The organism is Streptomyces sp. NPDC003038 (assembly GCF_040611115.1).
Taxonomy (GTDB): Bacteria; Actinomycetota; Actinomycetes; order Streptomycetales; family Streptomycetaceae; genus Streptomyces.
Window position 1 is genome coordinate 1 of the sequence record NZ_JBEXNN010000016.1, and the last position, 18,153, is coordinate 18,153.

Annotated in this window: 16 protein-coding genes; 9 read left to right on the forward strand and 7 right to left on the reverse strand. The window is 71.3% G+C overall.

Annotation, left to right across the window (positions count from 1 at the left end; all coding sequences use genetic code 11):
• The first annotated feature begins 178 nt into the window (after positions 1-178).
• Positions 179-916, forward strand: a complete 738-nt coding sequence (locus tag ABZX75_RS20600; protein ID WP_355412477.1) for an LON peptidase substrate-binding domain-containing protein — start codon at positions 179-181, stop codon at positions 914-916.
• Positions 916-1,416: a Cys-tRNA(Pro) deacylase gene (ybaK, locus tag ABZX75_RS20605; protein WP_355412479.1), complete on the forward strand. Its 501-nt coding sequence runs from the start codon at positions 916-918 to the stop codon at positions 1,414-1,416. The genes ABZX75_RS20600 and ybaK overlap by 1 nt, the downstream gene beginning before the upstream one ends.
• A gap of 172 nt (positions 1,417-1,588) precedes the next feature.
• Here the strand turns inward: ybaK and ABZX75_RS20610 are convergent, their stop codons facing one another.
• The 4 genes from ABZX75_RS20610 to ABZX75_RS20625 all read right to left on the reverse strand — a co-directional run bounded on the left by ABZX75_RS20610 (position 1,589) and on the right by ABZX75_RS20625 (position 5,474).
• Positions 1,589-2,245, reverse strand: a complete 657-nt coding sequence (locus tag ABZX75_RS20610) for a DUF2567 domain-containing protein (protein WP_355412481.1) — start codon at positions 2,243-2,245, stop codon at positions 1,589-1,591.
• 49 nt (positions 2,246-2,294) lie between these two features.
• On the reverse strand, positions 2,295-3,107 hold the full coding sequence (locus ABZX75_RS20615; RefSeq protein ID WP_355412483.1) for an ABC transporter permease: 813 nt from the start codon (positions 3,105-3,107) through the stop codon (positions 2,295-2,297).
• Positions 3,104-4,078 (reverse strand): ABC transporter ATP-binding protein, encoded by a 975-nt coding sequence (locus tag ABZX75_RS20620; RefSeq protein ID WP_355412728.1) that lies wholly within the window; start codon positions 4,076-4,078, stop codon positions 3,104-3,106. Before ABZX75_RS20620 ends, ABZX75_RS20615 begins: the two co-directional genes overlap by 4 nt.
• 91 nt (positions 4,079-4,169) lie before the next feature.
• Positions 4,170-5,474 carry an NYN domain-containing protein gene (locus ABZX75_RS20625; RefSeq protein WP_355412485.1) on the reverse strand — a complete coding sequence of 435 codons (1,305 nt, stop codon included), beginning with the start codon at positions 5,472-5,474 and terminating at the stop codon, positions 4,170-4,172.
• A gap of 211 nt (positions 5,475-5,685) precedes the next feature.
• Here ABZX75_RS20625 and ABZX75_RS20630 point away from each other — a divergent pair, with 211 nt between their 5' ends.
• Positions 5,686-5,853, forward strand: a complete 168-nt coding sequence (locus tag ABZX75_RS20630; RefSeq protein WP_355412487.1) for a hypothetical protein — start codon at positions 5,686-5,688, stop codon at positions 5,851-5,853.
• An 88-nt stretch (positions 5,854-5,941) separates the two neighbouring features.
• Here the strand turns inward: ABZX75_RS20630 and dnaE are convergent, their stop codons facing one another.
• Positions 5,942-9,484, reverse strand: a complete 3,543-nt coding sequence (dnaE, locus tag ABZX75_RS20635) for a DNA polymerase III subunit alpha (protein WP_355412489.1) — start codon at positions 9,482-9,484, stop codon at positions 5,942-5,944.
• 168 nt (positions 9,485-9,652) lie between these two features.
• Here dnaE and ABZX75_RS20640 point away from each other — a divergent pair, with 168 nt between their 5' ends.
• The 5 genes from ABZX75_RS20640 (at position 9,653) to ABZX75_RS20660 (ending at position 15,597) form a co-directional block, all read left to right on the forward strand.
• A complete protein-coding gene (locus ABZX75_RS20640; RefSeq protein ID WP_355412491.1) occupies positions 9,653-10,978 on the forward strand; it encodes a DUF2252 domain-containing protein in 1,326 nt (441 codons plus the stop codon).
• 102 nt (positions 10,979-11,080) lie between these two features.
• Positions 11,081-11,770 (forward strand): hypothetical protein, encoded by a 690-nt coding sequence (locus ABZX75_RS20645; RefSeq protein ID WP_355412493.1) that lies wholly within the window; start codon positions 11,081-11,083, stop codon positions 11,768-11,770.
• A 53-nt stretch (positions 11,771-11,823) separates the two neighbouring features.
• A complete protein-coding gene (locus tag ABZX75_RS20650; RefSeq protein ID WP_355412495.1) occupies positions 11,824-12,618 on the forward strand; it encodes a DsbA family protein in 795 nt (264 codons plus the stop codon).
• Between the two features lie 131 nt (positions 12,619-12,749).
• The gene (locus ABZX75_RS20655) at positions 12,750-14,411 is read left to right on the forward strand and encodes an alkaline phosphatase D family protein (RefSeq protein WP_355412497.1); all 1,662 of its coding nucleotides are present in this window, start codon (positions 12,750-12,752) and stop codon (positions 14,409-14,411) included.
• A gap of 241 nt (positions 14,412-14,652) precedes the next feature.
• Complete coding sequence (locus tag ABZX75_RS20660; protein WP_355412730.1) at positions 14,653-15,597, forward strand: zinc metalloprotease; 945 nt, start codon at positions 14,653-14,655, stop codon at positions 15,595-15,597.
• Positions 15,598-15,778: 181 nt separating this feature from the next.
• Here ABZX75_RS20660 and ABZX75_RS20665 read toward each other — a convergent pair whose 3' ends face one another.
• Positions 15,779-16,357 (reverse strand): dienelactone hydrolase family protein, encoded by a 579-nt coding sequence (locus tag ABZX75_RS20665; RefSeq protein WP_355412499.1) that lies wholly within the window; start codon positions 16,355-16,357, stop codon positions 15,779-15,781.
• A 48-nt stretch (positions 16,358-16,405) separates the two neighbouring features.
• Between ABZX75_RS20665 and ABZX75_RS20670 the strand changes: the two genes are divergently transcribed.
• Positions 16,406-17,458, forward strand: coding sequence for a mechanosensitive ion channel domain-containing protein (locus ABZX75_RS20670; protein ID WP_355412732.1), 1,053 nt, complete (start codon positions 16,406-16,408; stop codon positions 17,456-17,458).
• A 65-nt stretch (positions 17,459-17,523) separates the two neighbouring features.
• Here the strand turns inward: ABZX75_RS20670 and ABZX75_RS20675 are convergent, their stop codons facing one another.
• On the reverse strand, positions 17,524-18,126 hold the full coding sequence (locus ABZX75_RS20675) for a TetR/AcrR family transcriptional regulator (protein ID WP_355412501.1): 603 nt from the start codon (positions 18,124-18,126) through the stop codon (positions 17,524-17,526).
• Between the last annotated feature and the right edge of the window lie 27 nt (positions 18,127-18,153).

Genomic DNA, 18,153 nt, shown 5'->3' on the forward strand with positions numbered 1-18,153 from the left:
TGACGGGCACCGGCTTCCCCTCCGGTTACTCCTCGTCGTCGCACGCTCACTCCCAGAGTAGGGTCGCGTGACGACGTCCGGGCCCGGCCCGCCCGGCGCCGCGCCGTGCCGCCCCGGGGCTGATCCCGCCCCGGTCCGACGGAGACCGCCTGACCCCGGGGCCACTACCCTGTGCCTCGTGACCACCGTTCGCCTGCCCCTCTTCCCGCTGAACTCAGTGCTGTTCCCGGGACTCGTCCTCCCGCTGAACATCTTCGAGGAGCGTTATCGCGCCATGATGCGCGAGCTGCTGAAGACGGGCGAGGACGAGCCGCGCCGCTTCGCCGTCGTCGCGATCCGCGACGGCCGCGAGGTCGCGCCGACCGCGCCCGGCCTGCCGGACCAGACGTCCCTTCCCGAGCGCGGCCCGGCCGCGGGCTTCGGCGCGGACCCGATCCAGGCGTTCCACCGGGTGGGCTGCATCGCGGACGCGGCGACGATCCGCGAGCGGGAGGACGGCAGCTTCGAGGTCCTGGCGACCGGCACCACACGGGTCCGCCTCCTCTCCGTCGACTCCTCGGGCCCCTTCCTGACCGCGGAACTGGAAGAGCTCCCGGAGGACGCGGGCGAGGGCGCGGCGACGCTGGCCGAAGGAGTCCTGCGGGCCTTTCGCAGCTACCAGAAGCGCCTGGCCGGAGCCCGCGAACGGTCCCTGACCGGCGCGGAGCTGCCGGACGATCCCTCGGTGGTCTCGTACCTGGTGGCAGCGGCCGCGGTGCTGGACATCCCGGCCAGGCAGCGGCTGCTCCAGGCCCCGGACACGGCGACCCGCCTGGCGGAGGAGCTGAAGCTCCTGCGCACGGAGACGGCGGTCATCCGCCACCTCCCGTCCCTGCCGGCGGTGGACCTCACCCGCGCCCCCACGAGCCTGAACTGATGGCGAAGAAGAAGCAGCAGCAGCAGCCCGCCGGCACCCCGGCGATCGTCGCCCTCACGGCAGCGGGGGTCCCGTTCACGACGCACGCGTACGAGCACGACCCGGCACACCCCTCGTACGGCGAGGAGGCGGCCGAAGCGATGGGCGTCCCGGCGGCCCAGGTCTTCAAGACCCTCGTCACGGACGTGGACGGCGCCCTCACGGTGGCGGTGGTCCCGGTCTCCGGCTCGCTGGACCTCAAAGCCCTGGCCGCGGCGGTGGGCGGCAAGCGCGCGGCGATGGCCGACCCGGCGCTGGCGGAACGCACCACCGGCTACGTGCGCGGCGGCATCTCCCCGCTGGGGCAGCGCAAGCGCCTGCGCACGGTCCTGGACGCGTCGGCCGCCGCGCGCACCACGATCTGCGTCTCGGCCGGCCGCCGGGGCCTGGAGGTCGAGCTCTCCCCCGCGGACCTGACGACGTTGACGGGCGCCACGGTAGCCCCCATCGCCCGCGCGTAACCGGCCCTCCCAGCCCCGCCGGCGTTTGCCCCTCCCAGCCCCGCCGGCGTTTGAGGCGCGGGGGCCCGGGGGCAGCGCCCCCGCGACGACGCCGCACCAGCCCGGCCCAGGCACCAGCACGGCACGGCACCGCACGGCACCGCACCGCACCGCACCGCACCGGCAGCGACGCTCAGCCGCGCGGGGCCTCCGGGCCCGACGGGTCGGCGTGCACATGCGGCGGCGGGTAGACCCCGGCCCACCGCTCGGGAGCGACACCGGCCGGATCCCGCGGCGCCCACACGGCCGTCAGGCCGAGGTGTACCGCCACGGCCACCATCGGCCAGACCAGCAGCACCCCGTGCGCCAGCAACTGCGGCGGCGCCTCGAACGGAACCCCCTTGCCCGCCTTCAGCGCGGCCGCCGCCAGGTCCGAGGACGGCCCCAGCCACAGCCCGAGCCGCCACCCCACCAGCGCGGCGAAGACCGACCCCACCCCGAGCCCGAGCACCAGCGGCACGCCGCCCCGGCGGCGCCACAGGAAGGTGACGACGGCGCTCAGCACGCCGAATCCCACCGACAGGAGGAAGAACGTCCCGTCGGACCCGATCCGCGCCTCGCTCTCGGTGTTCCGCAGGAACACGGCCTCGCCGTTGGAGACGTACTGCGCCCGCGGCGCCAGCCAGGCCCACAGCAGTCCGAGGACCACCCCGGCCACCGCGACCAGCAGGGCGGTCGTGGCCCCGTCGCGGACGTCCCGCGCGGTGATCCGGTCGGCGGCGTCCTGCGGCTTCCCGGACGGGAACGACGACGGGTCGAAGGGGGAGGGCGGGGTCACGGCTTCGGTCACACCCACATCGTGCCAGGTCTTGAACAAGAGGGGCCGCCCGGCACCGGCGTCAGCGGACCGCCGCCCGCCGGTACGCCCATGTCGCGACGGCCAGCGAGAGGACGCCCACGGCGGCGCACACGCCGAGGTCGAGCGCGACGGCGGCCCAGTCCGGCCTCGGCGCGAAGGTGGCCGCGAAGGCCTCCACGGCGTAGGTCGACGGCAGCAGGTCCCGCGCCCACACGATGAGGTCCGGCATCCGCTCCGGCGGCAGCACCCCCAGCAGGAGCGCCGCGGACATGCCGAGCTGTCCGGCCAGCGTGGCCAGCTCCTGGCGCGGGGCCAGCAGCCCGAGCGCCGCTCCGAGTCCGGCCAGCGCGGCCCCGGCCAGCGGCACCACCGCGGCCAGGATCCACAGCCCGCCCATCGGCAGCCCGAACAGCACGCTCCCGAAGACGGCGGTGACCAGGGTCCCGGGCAGGGTGAAGGAGGCGTACGCGCCGGCCGCGCCCAGGACCACCGACGCGGGGGGTACCGGCAGCGTGGCGTAGTGGTCGAGCCCTCCCCCGGCGCGCAGCTGCCCGAAGTACTGGGCGAGCAGGTTCAGCGCGACGAAGGCGACGACGAGGACGGATGACCCGGCGACGACGGCGCGGGCTTCCGAGCCGCCGTCCACCACGCCCCGCATCAGGATCATGATGCCGACGGACTGGAAGGTGGCCACGAACAGCAGCGGGATCCGCGCCACCCGCGCCCGGGACAACTGCGCCCGGTACACGGCGGCCAGCGCGGGGAAGAACCGTGCCCGCGGAGCCAGTGGTGCGGCGGCGGCCGGCCCTGCGGCCGGAGCCTGTACGACTGCGCCCGTGGAGCGGTCGCTCACGACTTCACCAGCCCGTTCGTCCTGCCGCCGAGCGCGAGGTAGACGTCCTCCAGGCTCGGCGTCGCCAGTGTGAAATCGTCGAGCGCGGCGAAAGCCGGCCCTCCGGTGACGGCGGCCACCGCGGCCCGTGCCTCGTCCGGCGCCAGCCGCAGCACCCACCGGCGCCCGGACTCGGCGGCCAGCGGTGCCAGCGCGGCGACCTCCGGAACGTCCAGCGGAGCGGTGGAGCGCCACACCAGTTCCAGCCGGACCTCGCCCGAGACCCGGGCCTTCAGTCCGGCCGGGGTGTCGCAGGCGATGACCTGGCCCTGGTCCATGACGGCGACCCGGTCGAGGACGGTCTCGGCCTCGATGACGTTGTGTGTGACGAGCAGGACGGTGGCTCCGTGCTGTGCGCGCCGCCGGTCGACGGCCGACCACACGGCCCGCCGGGCGACCGGGTCCATGCCCGTGGTGGGCTCGTCGAGGACCAGCACCGGGCGCTCCACCACCAGCGCGGTGGCGAAGCAGGCCAGCCGCCGCTGCCCGCCGGAGAGCTTCTTCAGGGGCCGCCCGGCGATCGCGGTCAGCCCCAGTTCCTCCAGTACGGCGTCCCGCGCGGCCCGCGCCGCCCGTGCCCCGAGTCCGCGCAGCCGTCCCGTCGTCTCGGCGGCCAGAGCCACCGTGAGCTCGTCCAGGGCGGTGGATTCCTGCCCGAGGTAGGCGAGCAGCCGGGCCGCCCGCTCGGGGTGGCGTACGAGGTCGTGGCCGAGGAGGGTCACGGTGCCCGAGTCGGGCCGCATGAGGCCGGTGAGCTGGCGGACCAGTGTCGACTTGCCGGCGCCGTTGGGGCCGAGCAGGCCGAAGATCTCGCCGCGCCGGACGTCCAGGCAGACGCCGTCGGTCGCGCGGGTCTCGGGCAGGGCGGGAGCCCCGCGCCGTCCGCGTACCGCGGGATAGGTTCTGACCAGGTCACGCACCGCGCAGACCACGTCGGAGGCCGCTTGCGCGGTCGCTGCCGCCGCTGTGCCCGCCTGTGCTGTGCCCGTACTCACGAGGGAGCAGCCTACGTGCTCGCCGCCCCTACTCGGCTGCCGGGGTCACCGGGGCACCGGGCCCGGCGGCGGGTACGGCGCCCGCTCCGGCGGCCACGTGGTCGGCCGCGGCCCGGACGTCGATCTCCCGCCAGAACCCGGCCCGGATGGCGTACCGGTCGTGCTCGTCGATCTGGTCGTCCTTGTGCGCGAGCAGCCCGAACCGGGCCGCGTAGCGCAGCAGCTCCCCGTCGATGCGGTGCGGGATCCGCGGGTACATCGTGGCCAGCTTCTGCAGGTGCACGCTCTCCGGGAGCCGTTCCATCCACCGCCGGGCGAACACCTGTCCCACCTCGAACGGGTCACCGCCGACGGTGGTGATGTCCTCCTCACGGTCCGCCCAGCGCTGTTCGGCGCTGGTGAGCTGCGCGAGGGTGGGCAGGGAGGCGGTCTCGGCGGGTTCGCCGAGCGGTCCGGCCCGGTCGATCCATCCCTTGTCGGAGGACCACCGCAGGGCGCTGCCGGCCGGGGGCTGGGGGGCGTGCTGCCCGGCGGGCTGACCGGCCTGCGGGCCGGGCGCGCGCAGCGAGCCGGCGAGGTCCTTGGGCGTGGGCACGGCTCTGCCCCCGGCGCCGGCGGGCGCGGGTACGGGGGCGCCGTCCCGGTCGGTCTCCCCGGCTCCCGCGGCGGAGCCGTTGCGGGCGGCCTCGGCGAGCGCCGCCTCGGGAAGCGGGGCGGAGAGGATGGCGGCGATGTCGGGGCGCGGCGCGGGCGGCGGGGAGCACAGTCCGGTGAACTCCTTGGCGCGGACGGCCCGGGTGATCCAGGCCCGGTCCAGGACGCGGCGTTCGTCCGCCTCGGCGACGAGGTCCTCGGACTGGTTGTAGTCCCCGTCGGCGGCCTGGACGGCCCACAGGTGGACGGCGACTCCGTGTTCCTTGGCGGACATCAGGCCGGGCAGCAGGTCGCCGTCGCCGGTCACCAGGACCACGTCGGAGCAGGCCCGGTTGCGGGCCAGCTCGGTCAGTTCGGCGTGCATGGCGGCGTCGACGCCCTTTTGCGCCCAGCGGCCGTCGCTGCGGGTCAGGGCGCCGAGGCGGACGGTGACGCGGGGCATGACGCGCAGCCGCCGGTGTTCGGGCTGCGGCACCCGGTCGGGTGCACCGTCGAACCAGTAGATGCGCAGCAGGGGCTGTTCGGTGTCGGCCTCGGCGCGCTCGCGCAGCCCCTGGATGAGGGCGGCATGGTCGACGGTGATGCGGGAGCGGGAGGGCTCCCCTGCGAGAAGGCTCGCGGCGGCGCCCAGCAGATAGCCGGCGTCCACCAGGACGACGCAGCGGTCCACGCGTTCCACCCTCTTCCGTGGGGGTCCTCTGGATATTCCCCGAGTCTGCCCGACCGCAAGGGTGTTGAAGGCCGGAACTCGATCACCGGCGTGGCGGATCTCCCGTGCCGCGGGAGACGGGCCACCGGCTACGCGCAGTAATGATCCAAAATGCGCGGTTTCCGGTGCTGTGTGAGTGTGAAGGCGGTCCTGGCCCCTAGACCCTCACGGAGGCTCCACCATGGCCAAGAACAAGAACCAGAAGCAGCCGGCGAAGTCCCAGGAACGCACCTCGGCGCAGGATCCGGGCAGGAGTTCGGCGCAGTCCCACACCGAGTCGGCGTCGCCGTCGCCGAGTCCCATGGACCTGGCCCACAAGAGCAGGCAGAAGAAGTTCGGCCACAACTGACCCGTGTGCTGCGGTCAGTAGTGGTGCGGAACGTGAAGGGTTCGCCCGGCAGTGCCGGGCGAACCCTTCCGTCGGTGGCGCAACGGCGTCATCCGGCCAGGCAGGACGGGCCGAGCAGCACCTTGAGGTCGCCGAAGAGCGCCGGGTCGGGCTGTACGCGGTGCTTGTCGAGGCGCAGCACGGTGGTGCTCCGCGGCCCCTGGAGCTTGATCCGCACCTCGGTGTTGCCCTTGTGGTGGCGCAGGATCTCCCCCAGTCGGGTCACCATCGGAGGCGTGACTTTGACGGTGGGGATGGTGAGGACCACGGGGGCGTTGGTTCCGGCGGACGAGAGGTCGGGGACCATCATCTCCATGGCGACCAGCCGGGGGATGTCCTCGCGCTTGTCGAGGCGGCCCTTGACGAAGACGACGGTGTCCTCGACCAGCTGGGTGGAGACGAGCTGGTAGGTCGCGGGGAAGAACATGCACTCGATGGAGCCGGCCAGGTCCTCGACGGTGGCGATGGCCCAGGCGTTGCCCTGCTTGGTCATCTTGCGCTGGAGGCCGGAGATGATGCCGCCGATGGTGACGACCGCGCCGTCGGAGTGCTCGCCGCCGGTCAGCTGGGAGATTCCGGCGTCCGTCTTGTCGGAGAGGACGTGCTCCAGGCCGAAGAGGGGGTGGTCGGAGACGTAGAGGCCGAGCATCTCGCGCTCCTGGGCGAGCAGGTAGGACTTCTCCCACTCGACATCGGAGAACTCGACGTCGAGGCCGAAGCCCGGCTCGTCGCTCGCGCTCTCGTCGCCCATTGCGCCGAAGAGGTCGAACTGCCCCTCCGCCTCCTTGCGCTTGACCGCGACGACGTTGTCGATCATCGATTCGTGGTGGGCGACCAGGCCCTTGCGGGTGTGGCCCATCTCGTCGAAGGCGCCGGCCTTGATCAGCGATTCGACGGTGCGCTTGTTGCAGACGACGGCCTCGACCTTGTCCAGGAAGTCGGGGAAGGAGGAGAACTTCCCCTTCGCCTTCCGGGTCTTGATGATCGATTCCACGACGTTGCTGCCGACGTTGCGGACGGCGGTGAGCCCGAAGAGGATCACGTCGTCGCCCTGGGCGGCGAAGTTCGGCTCCGACTCGTTCACGTTCGGCGGCAGGACCTTGATGCCCATCCGGCGGCACTCGTTCAGGTAGATCGCGGACTTGTCCTTGTCGTCCTTGACCGAGGTGAGCAGGCCGGCCATGTACTCGGCCGGGTAGTTCGCCTTGAGGTAGGCGGTCCAGTAGGAGACCAGGCCGTAGGCGGCCGAGTGGGCCTTGTTGAAGGCATAGCCGGCGAAGGGGACCAGGACGTCCCACAGGGCCTGGATCGCCTGGTCGGTGTAGCCGTTCTTCCGGGCGCCCTCCTGGAAGATGGTGAAGTTCTTCGCCAGTTCCTCGGGCTTCTTCTTGCCCATCACGCGGCGCAGGATGTCGGCCTCGCCGAGCGAGTACCCGGCGATGATCTGGGCGGCCTTCTGCACCTGCTCCTGGTAGACGATCAGGCCGTAGGTGACCGCGAGCACCTCTTCGAGGGGCTTCTCCAGCTCCGGGTGGATCGGGGTGATCTCCTGCTGCTTGTTCTTGCGCAGGGCGTAGTTGGTGTGCGAGTTCATGCCCATCGGGCCCGGCCGGTACAGGGCCGAGACGGCGGAGATGTCCTCGAAGTTGTCGGGCTTCATCAGCCGCAGCAGGGCCCGCATGGGGCCGCCGTCGAACTGGAAGACGCCGAGGGTGTCGCCGCGGCCGAGCAGTTCGAAGGTCTTGGGGTCGTCGAGCGGCAGGGCCAGGAGATCGATGTCGATCCCCTTGTTGGCCTTCACCATCTTGACGGCGTCGTCCATGATCGTGAGGTTGCGCAGGCCGAGGAAGTCCATCTTCAGCAGGCCGAGCGCCTCGCAGCTCGGGTAGTCCCACTGGGTGATGGTGACCTGGTCCGTGTGCCTGACCCAGACGGGCACGTGGTCGGTGATCGTCTCACTGGACATGATCACGCCGGCGGCGTGCACGCCCATCTGGCGGACCAGCCCCTCGACGCCCATGGCGGTGTCGATGACCTTCTTCACGTCCGGCTCGTTCTCGTACATCCCGCGGATCTCGCCGGCCTCGCCGTAGCGCGGGTGCTTCGGGTCGAGGATGCCGGAGAGCGGGATGCCCTTGCCGAGGACGTCGGCGGGCATGGCCTTGGTGAGCCGGTCGCCCATGGCGTAGGGGTAGCCCAGGACGCGGGCGGAGTCCTTGATCGCGTTCTTGGCCTTGATCGTGCCGTAGGTGCCGATCATGGCGACCTTGTCCTGGCCGTACTTCTCGGTCACGTACCTGATCACCTCGACGCGCCTGCGCTCGTCGAAGTCGATGTCGACATCGGGCATGGAGACGCGCTCGGGGTTCAGGAAGCGCTCGAAGATCAGACCGTGGGTGAGCGGGTCGAGGTCGGTGATGCCCATGGCGTACGCGACGATCGAACCGGCCGCGGAGCCTCGGCCCGGGCCGACCGCGATGCCCTGGTTCTTGGCCCACATGATGAAGTCGGCGACCACGAGGAAGTAGCCCGGGAAGCCCATCGAGATGATCGTGTCCATCTCGTACTCGGCCTGCTTCAGCCGGTCCTCCGGAATACCTCCGGGGTAGCGGCGGTGCATGCCGCGCATGGTCTCCTCGCGGAACCAGGTGACCTCGGTGTAGCCCTCGGGGATGTCGAACTTCGGCATCAGGTTCCGGAACTGGAACATGCCCTCGGTGTCGACCTGCTCCGCGACCCGCCACGTATTGGCGCAGCCCTCCTGCCAGGCGTCGGAGGAGTCGATGGCGTACATCTCCTCCGTGGACTTCAGGTAGTAGCCGGTGCCGTCGAAACGGAAGCGGTCCGGGTCCGAGAGGTTCTTGCCGGTCTGGATGCAGAGCAGCGCGTCGTGGGCGCCGGCCTCGCTGGCGTAGGTGTAGTGGGAGTCGTTCGTCACCAGCGGCGGGATGCCGAGCTTCTTGCCGATCTCCAGCAGTCCGTCGCGGACCCGACGCTCGATCTCGATGCCGTGGTCCATCAGCTCCAGGAAGTACCGGCCCTTGCCGAAGATGTCCTGGTACTCGGAGGCGGCCTTGAGCGCCTCGTCGAACTGGCCGAGGCGCAGCCGGGTCTGCACCTCGCCGGAGGGGCAGCCGGTGGAGGCGATCAGCCCCTCGGACCACTTGCTGATGGTCTCCTTGTCCATGCGCGGCCACTTCGTGAGCCAGCCCTCGGCGTACGCGTCGGAGGACAGCCGGAAGAGGTTGTGCAGGCCGGTGGCGTTGGCCGCCCAGATCGTCTTGTGGGTGTAACCGCCGGAGCCGGAGACGTCGTCCCGCTTCTGGTGCGGCTGGCCCCACTGGATCCTGCGCTTGTTGCGCCGGGACTCGGGGGCGACGTAGGCCTCGATGCCGATGATCGGCGTGATGCCGGCCTTCTTCGCGGAATGGAAGAAGTCGTACGCCCCGTGCAGGTTGCCGTGGTCGGACATGGCGATGTGCGTCATGCCCATCTCATTGCACGCGTTGAACATGTCCTTCAGCCGCGCGGCACCGTCCAGCAGCGAGTACTGGGTGTGGACGTGCAGGTGCGTGAACGGCTGTTTGGTCACGGTCGGAGCCTCCGGAGGGGAGAGAGGGTGGCAGCTTCGAATCCTACGTCGACCGGGTGACAGTTCTCGGGCACCGACGGGTACGGTCATCCGTTGCAGAGCCAGGACACCCGTCCGCCGGTTCAAGATCAAACCGCGATCCACCAGCGCCACCAGGAGGCATCCGCCATGGCGGTTCCCGAGACGACCGACGAGCAGCGCGCCGAGCAGATACTCGACGTGTTCGACACCGCGTTCGGTGAGCTGCTCGCCGCCGATCCCGCCGCCTTCCAGGTCAAATTCCGGAAGATGGCGGCCTCCGCCTTCGCCTTCTACCGGGGCACGGCCTGCCTCTTCTACGCGGACCTGGAGCGCGACCGCCACGGCGGCCCGTATCTGGACGAGCGGACGGGCCGGGTGTGGATCCACGGCGATCTGCACGCCGAGAACTTCGGCACGTACATGGACTCGACCGGCCGCCTGATCTTCAACGTCAACGACTTCGACGAGGCCTACGTCGGCCCCTTCACCTGGGACCTCAAGCGGTTCGCCGCCTCCGTCGCCCTGATCGGCTACACCAAGGCGCTCAGCGACGAGCAGATCAGCGAGCTGGTGGGGATCTACGCCGGCGCCTACCGGGAGCGGATCCACCGCCTGGCCACCGGCGCCAAGGTGGAGGAGGTGCCCTCCTTCACCCTGGACACCGCCGAGGGCCCGCTGCTGGCGGCCCTGCGCTCGGCCCGCTCCCGGACCCGGTTCTCCCTGCTGGACTCCATGACGGAGATCCGCGAGTTCGAGCGCCGCTTCACCGCCGGCGCGGGCACCATCGAGCTGGACGCCGCCACCCGGTACAAGGTGCTGGCCGCCTTCGACGGGTACCTGGAGACCCTGCCCGACGAGTCGCTGGTGCGGCCGGACTCCTACCGGGTCAAGGACGTGGTGGGCCGCCGCGGCGTCGGCATCGGCTCGGCGGGCCTGCCCTCCTACAACATCCTGCTGGAGGGCCACAGCGACGCCCTGGAGAACGACGTCGTGATCTACCTCAAGCAGGCGCAGACCCCGGCGGTGTCCCGGCACATCACGGACCGGGCCGTGCGGGATTACTTCCGGCACGAGGGGCACCGCACGGTGATCTCCCAGCGGGCCCTGCAAGCTCATGCCGACCCGTGGCTGGGCTGGACGGAGCTGGACGGGTCCGGGCAGCTGGTGGCCGAGGTCTCCCCGTACGCGGTGGACCTGGACTGGTCCGACCTGGACGACCCGGAGCAGATCGCCGCGGTGGTCGCGGACCTGGGCCGGGCGACGGCGACCATGCACGGCGCCGCCGACGAGGACGAGAGCGGGCAGACCCTGGTCCCCTTCTCCACCGAGCGCGCCATCGACGCGGCGATCGCGGCCGACGAGGAGGGCTTCGCGGAGCTGCTGGTGGACTTCGCCCACGCGTACGGGGCCCGGGCACGCGCCGACCACCAGATCTTCGTGGACCTCTTCCGCAACGGCCGGCTGACGGCGTAGCCACCGGTCCGCAAGGCGTTCGGGATGGCCCGGGTCCGCCACCGCGAGCCCGTCCGGGGCCTGGCGCTCCCTTCCACAGGGACTCATGGCACACTCGCGACGATGGACATATCAGGGGCGGGGCTTCGAGGGCTGCGGGCGGCGCTGTTCAGCGCGCTCGTCGTGCTGCTCTCGGCCGGCTCGCACGTCCTCATGTCCCAGGTGCCCCTGCCGCCCGCCCTGGTGGCCGGGGCCTTCGCCGGCGTCTTCGTGATCGCCTACGCCCTGGCGGGCCGCGAGCGCGGCTTCGGCGCGATCGCCGGGCTCCTCGTGCCGCTGGAGCTGGCCGCCGACACCGTCTTCACCGCCGGACAGCACGTCTGTTACGGCCCGGCCGGCGGCCCGGTCTCCGGTCCGCTGCGCGCGATGGGCCTGGACGAGCTGTGCGGCGGCACCCCGGTGGGCGTGCCGCTGACCGAGGTGGCCGGGCCCGCCGCCGATCCGGCGGCGCTGCTGGCCGCGCCCGGGCCCTGGACGCCCTGGCTCCTGCTCGGCGTGCACGTCTCGGTCGGCCTGCTGGCCGCGGGATGGCTCCGGTACGGCGAGCGCGCGCTGGGCCAGCTGCTGCGCGCGGTGGCCGCCTTCGCGTTCCGCCCGCTGCTGCTGGCGGTGGCCTGGGTGGCGGTGGCCGCCGGGCCCGCGCGGCGGCTGCTGCGGTCGGTCCTTCCGGGCACCGGGGCCCGTACGCGCTTCCCCGCACACTCCGTGGGACGGCGGGGACCTCCCGTGCGCGGCGCGCTCACCAGCGCCTGACGCATGTACGGAAGTCCCCCTTTTTTCCCGTCTCACATCCCACGGAGATCACCATGAGTGCACGCAACAGCCAGGCGAACAAGGCCGCCGCCCGCGAGCGGCTGCGCGCCGAGCGCGAGAAGCAGGCGAAGAAGGACAGGGTGCGCCGCCAGGTCATCGTGGGCGGTGCGGTCGCCGCCGTCCTCGCCCTGGCGGGCGGCGTCGGCTACCTGGTCGTGCAGGGCAGCCAGCCCGGCCCCTGGGACAAGGCCGCCAAGGCCGAGCTGGTCAAGCCGAAGAACACCACGGGCGAGGACGGGACCACGGTCGTCGTCGGCAAGCCCGAGGCGAAGAAGACCCTGGAGCTCTACGAGGACTCGCGCTGCCCGGCGTGCGCCTCCTTCGAGCAGGTGGTCGGCGAGCAGGTCAAGAAGGACGTGGACGCCGGCAAGTACAAGCTCCAGTACTTCGGCGCCACCTTCATCGACAACGCCGTCAAGGGCGACGGCTCGAAGAACGCGCTGAGCGCGCTGGGTGCGGCGCTGAACGTCAGCCCGGAGGCCTTCCTGGACTTCAAGGCCGCGCTGTACTCCAAGGAGCTGCACCCCGAGGAGACCGTCGACAGCTTCGCCAAGGACGACTACCTGCTGAAGGTCGCGGACAAGGTCCCCGCGCTCAAGGGCAACGCCGAGTTCAAGAAGGCCGTCGAGGACGGTACGTACGACCGGTGGGCGCTGGAGATGTCGAAGGCCTTCGACAAGTCCGGCGTGAAGGGGACGCCGACGCTGAAGATGGACGGCAAGAAGATCGAGACCCCGGCGACCGCCGAGGCGTTCACGGCGGCGATCGACAAGGCCCTGCAGGGCTGATACCTGGCCATTCCCTGAGCCGCTTTTCCGGACAGGCCACCCCAACAGGCGGGCGAACTCCAAGAGTTCGCCCGCCTGTTACGTTTTCAACGCTGCGGCCGGGCCTGTACCCGTCGGTAATATGATGATCCGTGACCAGTCATCTCTCCTCCTCCGCGGCCGCCGCGACTCCGCGCCGCCGTACGGTCGTCCTCGCCGCCGCGGCCACCGCCGCACTGGCCCCGATCACCTCGCTGGGCGCCACGGCCGCCCACGCGGCGGGCACCGCCCCCGCCTTCCTGCACGGCGTCGCCTCCGGCGATCCGCTGCCCGACGGGATCCTGTTGTGGACCCGTGTGACCCCCACCCCCGAGGCCGTGCCCGGCTCCGGCGCCGGCCCGGCCGTCCAGGTGGCCTGGGAGGTGGCCGCGGACAAGGCCTTCTCCCAGGTCGTCGCCCGTGGCGCCGCCACCGCCAGCGCCGCCACCGACCACACGGTCAAGGTGGACGTGCGCGGCCTGCGGCCGCAGACGCCGTACTGGTACCGGTTCACCGCGGGCACCACCGTCTCCCCCGTCGGCCGCACCCTGACCACCGCGGGCCACGACGTGACGACGACCGGAGTCCGCTTCGGCGTGGTCTCGTGCGCCAACTGGGAGTCCGGCTACTTCTCCGCCTACCGCCACCTGGCCGCCCGCACGGATCTGGACGCGGTCCTGCACCTGGGCGACTACATATACGAGTACCAGTCCGGGGGTTACCCGGAGGCGAAGTACGTCGTACGCGCGCACGAGCCGCAGCACGAGATCCTCTCGCTCGCCGACTACCGCACCCGGCACGGCAAGTACAAGACGGACGGCGACCTCCAGGCGCTGCACTCCGCGCACCCGGTGATCGCGATCTGGGACGACCACGAGTTCGCGAACGACGCCTGGGAGGGAGGCGCCGGCAACCACACTCCGGGAACCGAGGGCGCGTGGGGGGCCCGCGCGGCCGCCGCCAAGCAGGCGTACTTCGAGTGGATGCCGGTACGCGCCTCCATCGCCGGCACCGTCTACCGGCGGCTGAGCTTCGGCACCCTCGCCGACCTGCACCTGCTGGACCTGCGCTCCTTCCGCTCACAGCAGGTCAAGACCGGCAGCGGTTCGGTGGACGACCCGGAGCGCACCCTCACCGGGCGCGCCCAGCTGGACTGGCTCAAGTCCGGTCTCGCGGGATCGAACGCCACTTGGAAGCTGGTCGGCACGTCGGTGATGATCTCGCCGGTGGCCTTCGCCTCGCTGCCCGCGCACCTGCTGAAGCCGCTCGCCAAGCTGCTCGGCCTGCCCGAGGGCGGTCTCGCGGTCAATGTGGACCAGTGGGACGGCTACACGGACGACCGCAGGGAGCTCCTGAGCCACCTGAAGGACCGGAACGTCAAGAACACGGTGTTCCTGACCGGCGACATCCACATGGCCTGGGCGAACGAGGTCCCGGTGAACATGGCGACCTACCCGGGGTCGGGGACGGCGGCGACCGAGTTCGTGGTCACCTCGGTGACCTCCGACAACCTCGACGACATCCTGCGCGTGCCGGCGGACACCGCCTCCCTCGTGGCGGAATCGGCCGTGAAGGCCGCCAACTGGCACGTGAAGTGGCTCGATATGGACGCGCACGGATACGGCGTGCTGGACGTGACGGCCGAGCGCTCGCAGATGGACTACTACGTCGTCTCCGACAAGCGGCGGCCCGACGCCACGGCCGCGTGGACCCGCTCGTACCGGACCCTGACCGGGACTCAGCAGGTGGAGCGGGTGGACCAGCCGGTTCGTTAGCCGGCCCGTCATCGGACTGACGGACAGTCAATTTTCCGGTCCAGAGGGGTGCTTGGTGTAGACCAAGCACCCCTTCGGCATCACAAGCAACAAATCTTTAACGCAAGAGTCTTGACCGGATTATGTCATGCACACATAAGCTTCGCGCCAGCGTGAGGAGATCCCTCCGCTACACCCCCCACCGCGAGGAGCACTCGTGCGCGCTGTTGCCCGCATATCCCCCCTTCTTCGCCGCCGCCTGATGGGTACGGCAGTGCTGGCCGGAACCCTGGCCTTCACTCCGCTCGCCGCCCCCACCACGCTCGCCGCCGCCAAGACCCCCGCCGAGGTGTGCGCAGAGGAAGGGACGACCGGGGCAGCCAACGCCCGCGTCTCCCGCGCCCACGACGAGCACGCGGACGAGCCCAACGAGGTCACCGAGGCCCAGGCCAAGGCCATGGACGCCGACCTCAGGGCGAAGCTGGACAAGGCCTCCAAGGAGCAGCGCAGCCTCCGCGCAGCCGAGGCCGTCGTGAACATCCCCGTGTACTTCCACGTCGTGCACTCCGGCACCGCCGGAAAGCTGACGGCCACCGATGTCGGCAAGCAGCTCGCGGTCCTCAACGCGGCGTACGGCGGCCAGGGCACCGGCAATGTGAACTCCAACTTCCAGTTCACCCTGGCGGCGACCGACTACACGGACAACGCCGCCTGGTACAACCTGGCTTCCGGCTCCACCGCCGAGAAGGACATGAAGAACGCCCTGCGCCAGGGCGGCCCGGGCGCGCTCAATGTCTACACCGCCAACCTCTCCGGCGGCCTGCTGGGCTGGGCGACCTTCCCGACCTCCTACGCCTCCAGCCCCAAGATGGACGGCGTGGTCCTGCTGGACAGCTCGCTGCCCGGCGGCTCCGCGGCCAACTACAACGAGGGGGACACCGCGACCCACGAGGTCGGCCACTGGCTGGGCCTCTACCACACCTTCCAGGGCGGCTGTAACGGCAACGGTGACTACGTCGCCGACACCCCGGCCGAGAAGAGCCCCGCCTACGAGTGCCCGGTCGGCCGCGACAGCTGCGCCAGCAAGACCGGCGCTGACCCGATCCGCAACTTCATGGACTACACGTACGACTCCTGCATGTACCAGTTCTCCGCCGGCCAGGTGAGCCGCATGCAGAGCAGCTGGACCGCGTACCGGGCGGGCTGACACCCCGCTGTCCCACCCTGGCGGCACGAGCGCGCCGGGGGACGTGGTCGACGGACGGTTCGAGCCGCTTGAGCGGCTCGGCAGCGGGGCACGGGCACGGTCTGGCGAGCGCCGGACCGTGCCCGTGCCCGTGCCTGTGCCCCGTCCCCGTGCCCGCACCGCGACGCGGGCACCGCCTCTTCTAGAGGGAGTCCAAGAAACCGAGTGCGACCTTCCAGGCCTGCTCGGCCGCCTCGGCGTCGTAGTCGTCGAGCTCCGGATCCGTGAACAGGTGCCCGGCACCCGGGTAGCTGTGGACCTCCACATCGGCCCCGGCCCGCCGCATCCGCAGGTACCACGCGGTCAGCCAGTCGTGCGGCTCGAAGGGGTCCGGATCCGCGATGTGCAGCTGTACCGGCAGTTCGTCCACCGAGGCGCCGTCCTCCAGGTCCGCCGTCCCGTGCAGGAGCAACAGCCCGCGCGCCTTGTCGTCGGCCATCGCCAGGTGCTGGGCGACGGAGCCGCCGAAGGAGAAGCCCGCGTAGACCAGGCCCTCGTCGGAATAGGGAGCGGAGGCCAGCACCGCGCGCTTGAGCAGCTCGTCACGGCCGATCTCGTCCCGGTGCGCCATGCCCTCTTCGACGGTGTCGAAGGTGCGTCCCCCGAAGAGATCCGGCACCTGCACCTGGTGCCCGGCCGCGCGCAGCCGGTCGGCCGCCGCGTGCACCGCGGGCCGCAGCCCGTACGTCGAATGGAAAAGCATGATGTTCATGCCTCCCATCGTGCCAGTTTCCGGCAGCGCCTTGCGGTTACGTTCTTACGCATGGAGATGGAGAACGTGCTGCGCCCCCTCACGGTCATCGGCGGTTCCCTGGTCGTCACCCTGCTCGCGGGGTGGCTGCTGGACCTGCTGCTGCGCCGCGCCGACGCCCGGCACAGCGAGACCCCCCTGTGGGGCCTGCTGCGCCGCTGCCGCCTGCCCTTCCAGCTCGTCCTGTGCACCACGCTCCTGCGAGGCGCCTACCGCCAGGCGCACATCCTCCCGGACCACGTGGTCGGCGTGGGCCGGGCCCTCACCCTGGTACTGATCGCCTCGGCGGCCTGGCTGCTGGTGCGGATCGCGACGGCGATCGTCGACTCCACGTACGCGCGCTACGCCGCCGGCGCCCCCGACCTCGCCCGGCTCCGCCGGGTCCGGACCCAGGTCACGCTGATCCAGCGGGTGGTGACGGCGGTGGTCGTCGTCGTCGCCATCGCCTCGATGCTGCTGACCTTCCCGCCGATGCGGACGGTCGGCACCTCCCTGCTGGCCTCGGCCGGCGTCCTCGGCATCGTCGCGGGCATCGCCGCCCAGTCCGCGCTCGGCAACCTCTTCGCCGGCCTCCAGATCGCCTTCGGCGACACCGTCCGCATCGGCGACACGGTGGTGGTCGACAAGGAGTGGGGCACGGTCGAGGAGATCACCCTGACCTTCCTCACGGTCCGCACCTGGGACGAACGACGCATCACGATGCCGGTCTCCTACTTCACGAGCAAGCCGTACGAGAACTGGTCGCGCGGCGGCGCGCAGATGACCGGGACCGTCTTCTGGCACCTGGACCACAGCGCGCCGGTGGACCTGATGCGGGAAGAGCTCCAGCGGATCCTGAAGGACATCCCGGAATGGGACGGCCGCGGCAGCGGCCTGGCCGTCACGGACACGACCCCGCACACCATCCAGGTCCGGGCGGTGGTCACGGCGCAGAACGCGGACGACGTCTGGACGGTCCGCTGCGCGGTCCGCGAACGCCTGATCACCTGGCTGGTGGCCCATCACCCGTACGCCCTCCCGCAGATCACCACTTCCGCGTCGGTCCCCCGCCCCGGCTCCGCCGACGACTGAGGCGCATCCACCCGGCCCCGGCGCCGCTTGAGCAACGGGGCCCGGCGGCGGCGCGCGGTCATGGGTCAGGTCGTTGGCGGCCAGGCCCCGGCGAGCAGCGCGGCAGCGGTTTCCTCGGCCAGTTCCTCCGCGTGCGGCGGCAGCGGCCGCCCCGCGCGCAGATGGCGGCGGACCACGGCCAGCGGCAGATCGATCATGGCCAGGACGACCCGCTCGTGACCCTGGGGACCCGTCACGCCGAGCGATTCGGCCAATGAGCCGAGCGAGGCGAACACCCGCTGATTGCCCAGATCGGCACGCTGTCGGTGCTCCTCGGACCAGTCCCCGCGGCCGAACTCCTCGGCGCCGTACAACAGGAGCGAAGCCTCCGGCACGTGGGCGCGGCTCCAGGAGACGACGTGCCGGGCGGCCGCGCGGGCGGCCCGGCGCGGATCGGGGTCACTGCGGAGCGCGGTGAGGTAACCCTCCTGGAAGCCTTCGACGGTCCGCAGCCAGACCTGCGCGAGCAGCGCGGGACGGCCGGCGAAGCGGTGGTACACGGACCCGCTCGGCGCGCCGACCGCCTGGGCGACGGCGGACATGGTCACGCCCGCCGGCCCGGCGGAGGCCGCCAGCCGGACGGCGGCGTCGAGGATCTGCTCGGTGTCGAAGCGGGGTGGTCTCGCCATGAATCAGAGAGTACCCTCCAGATTATT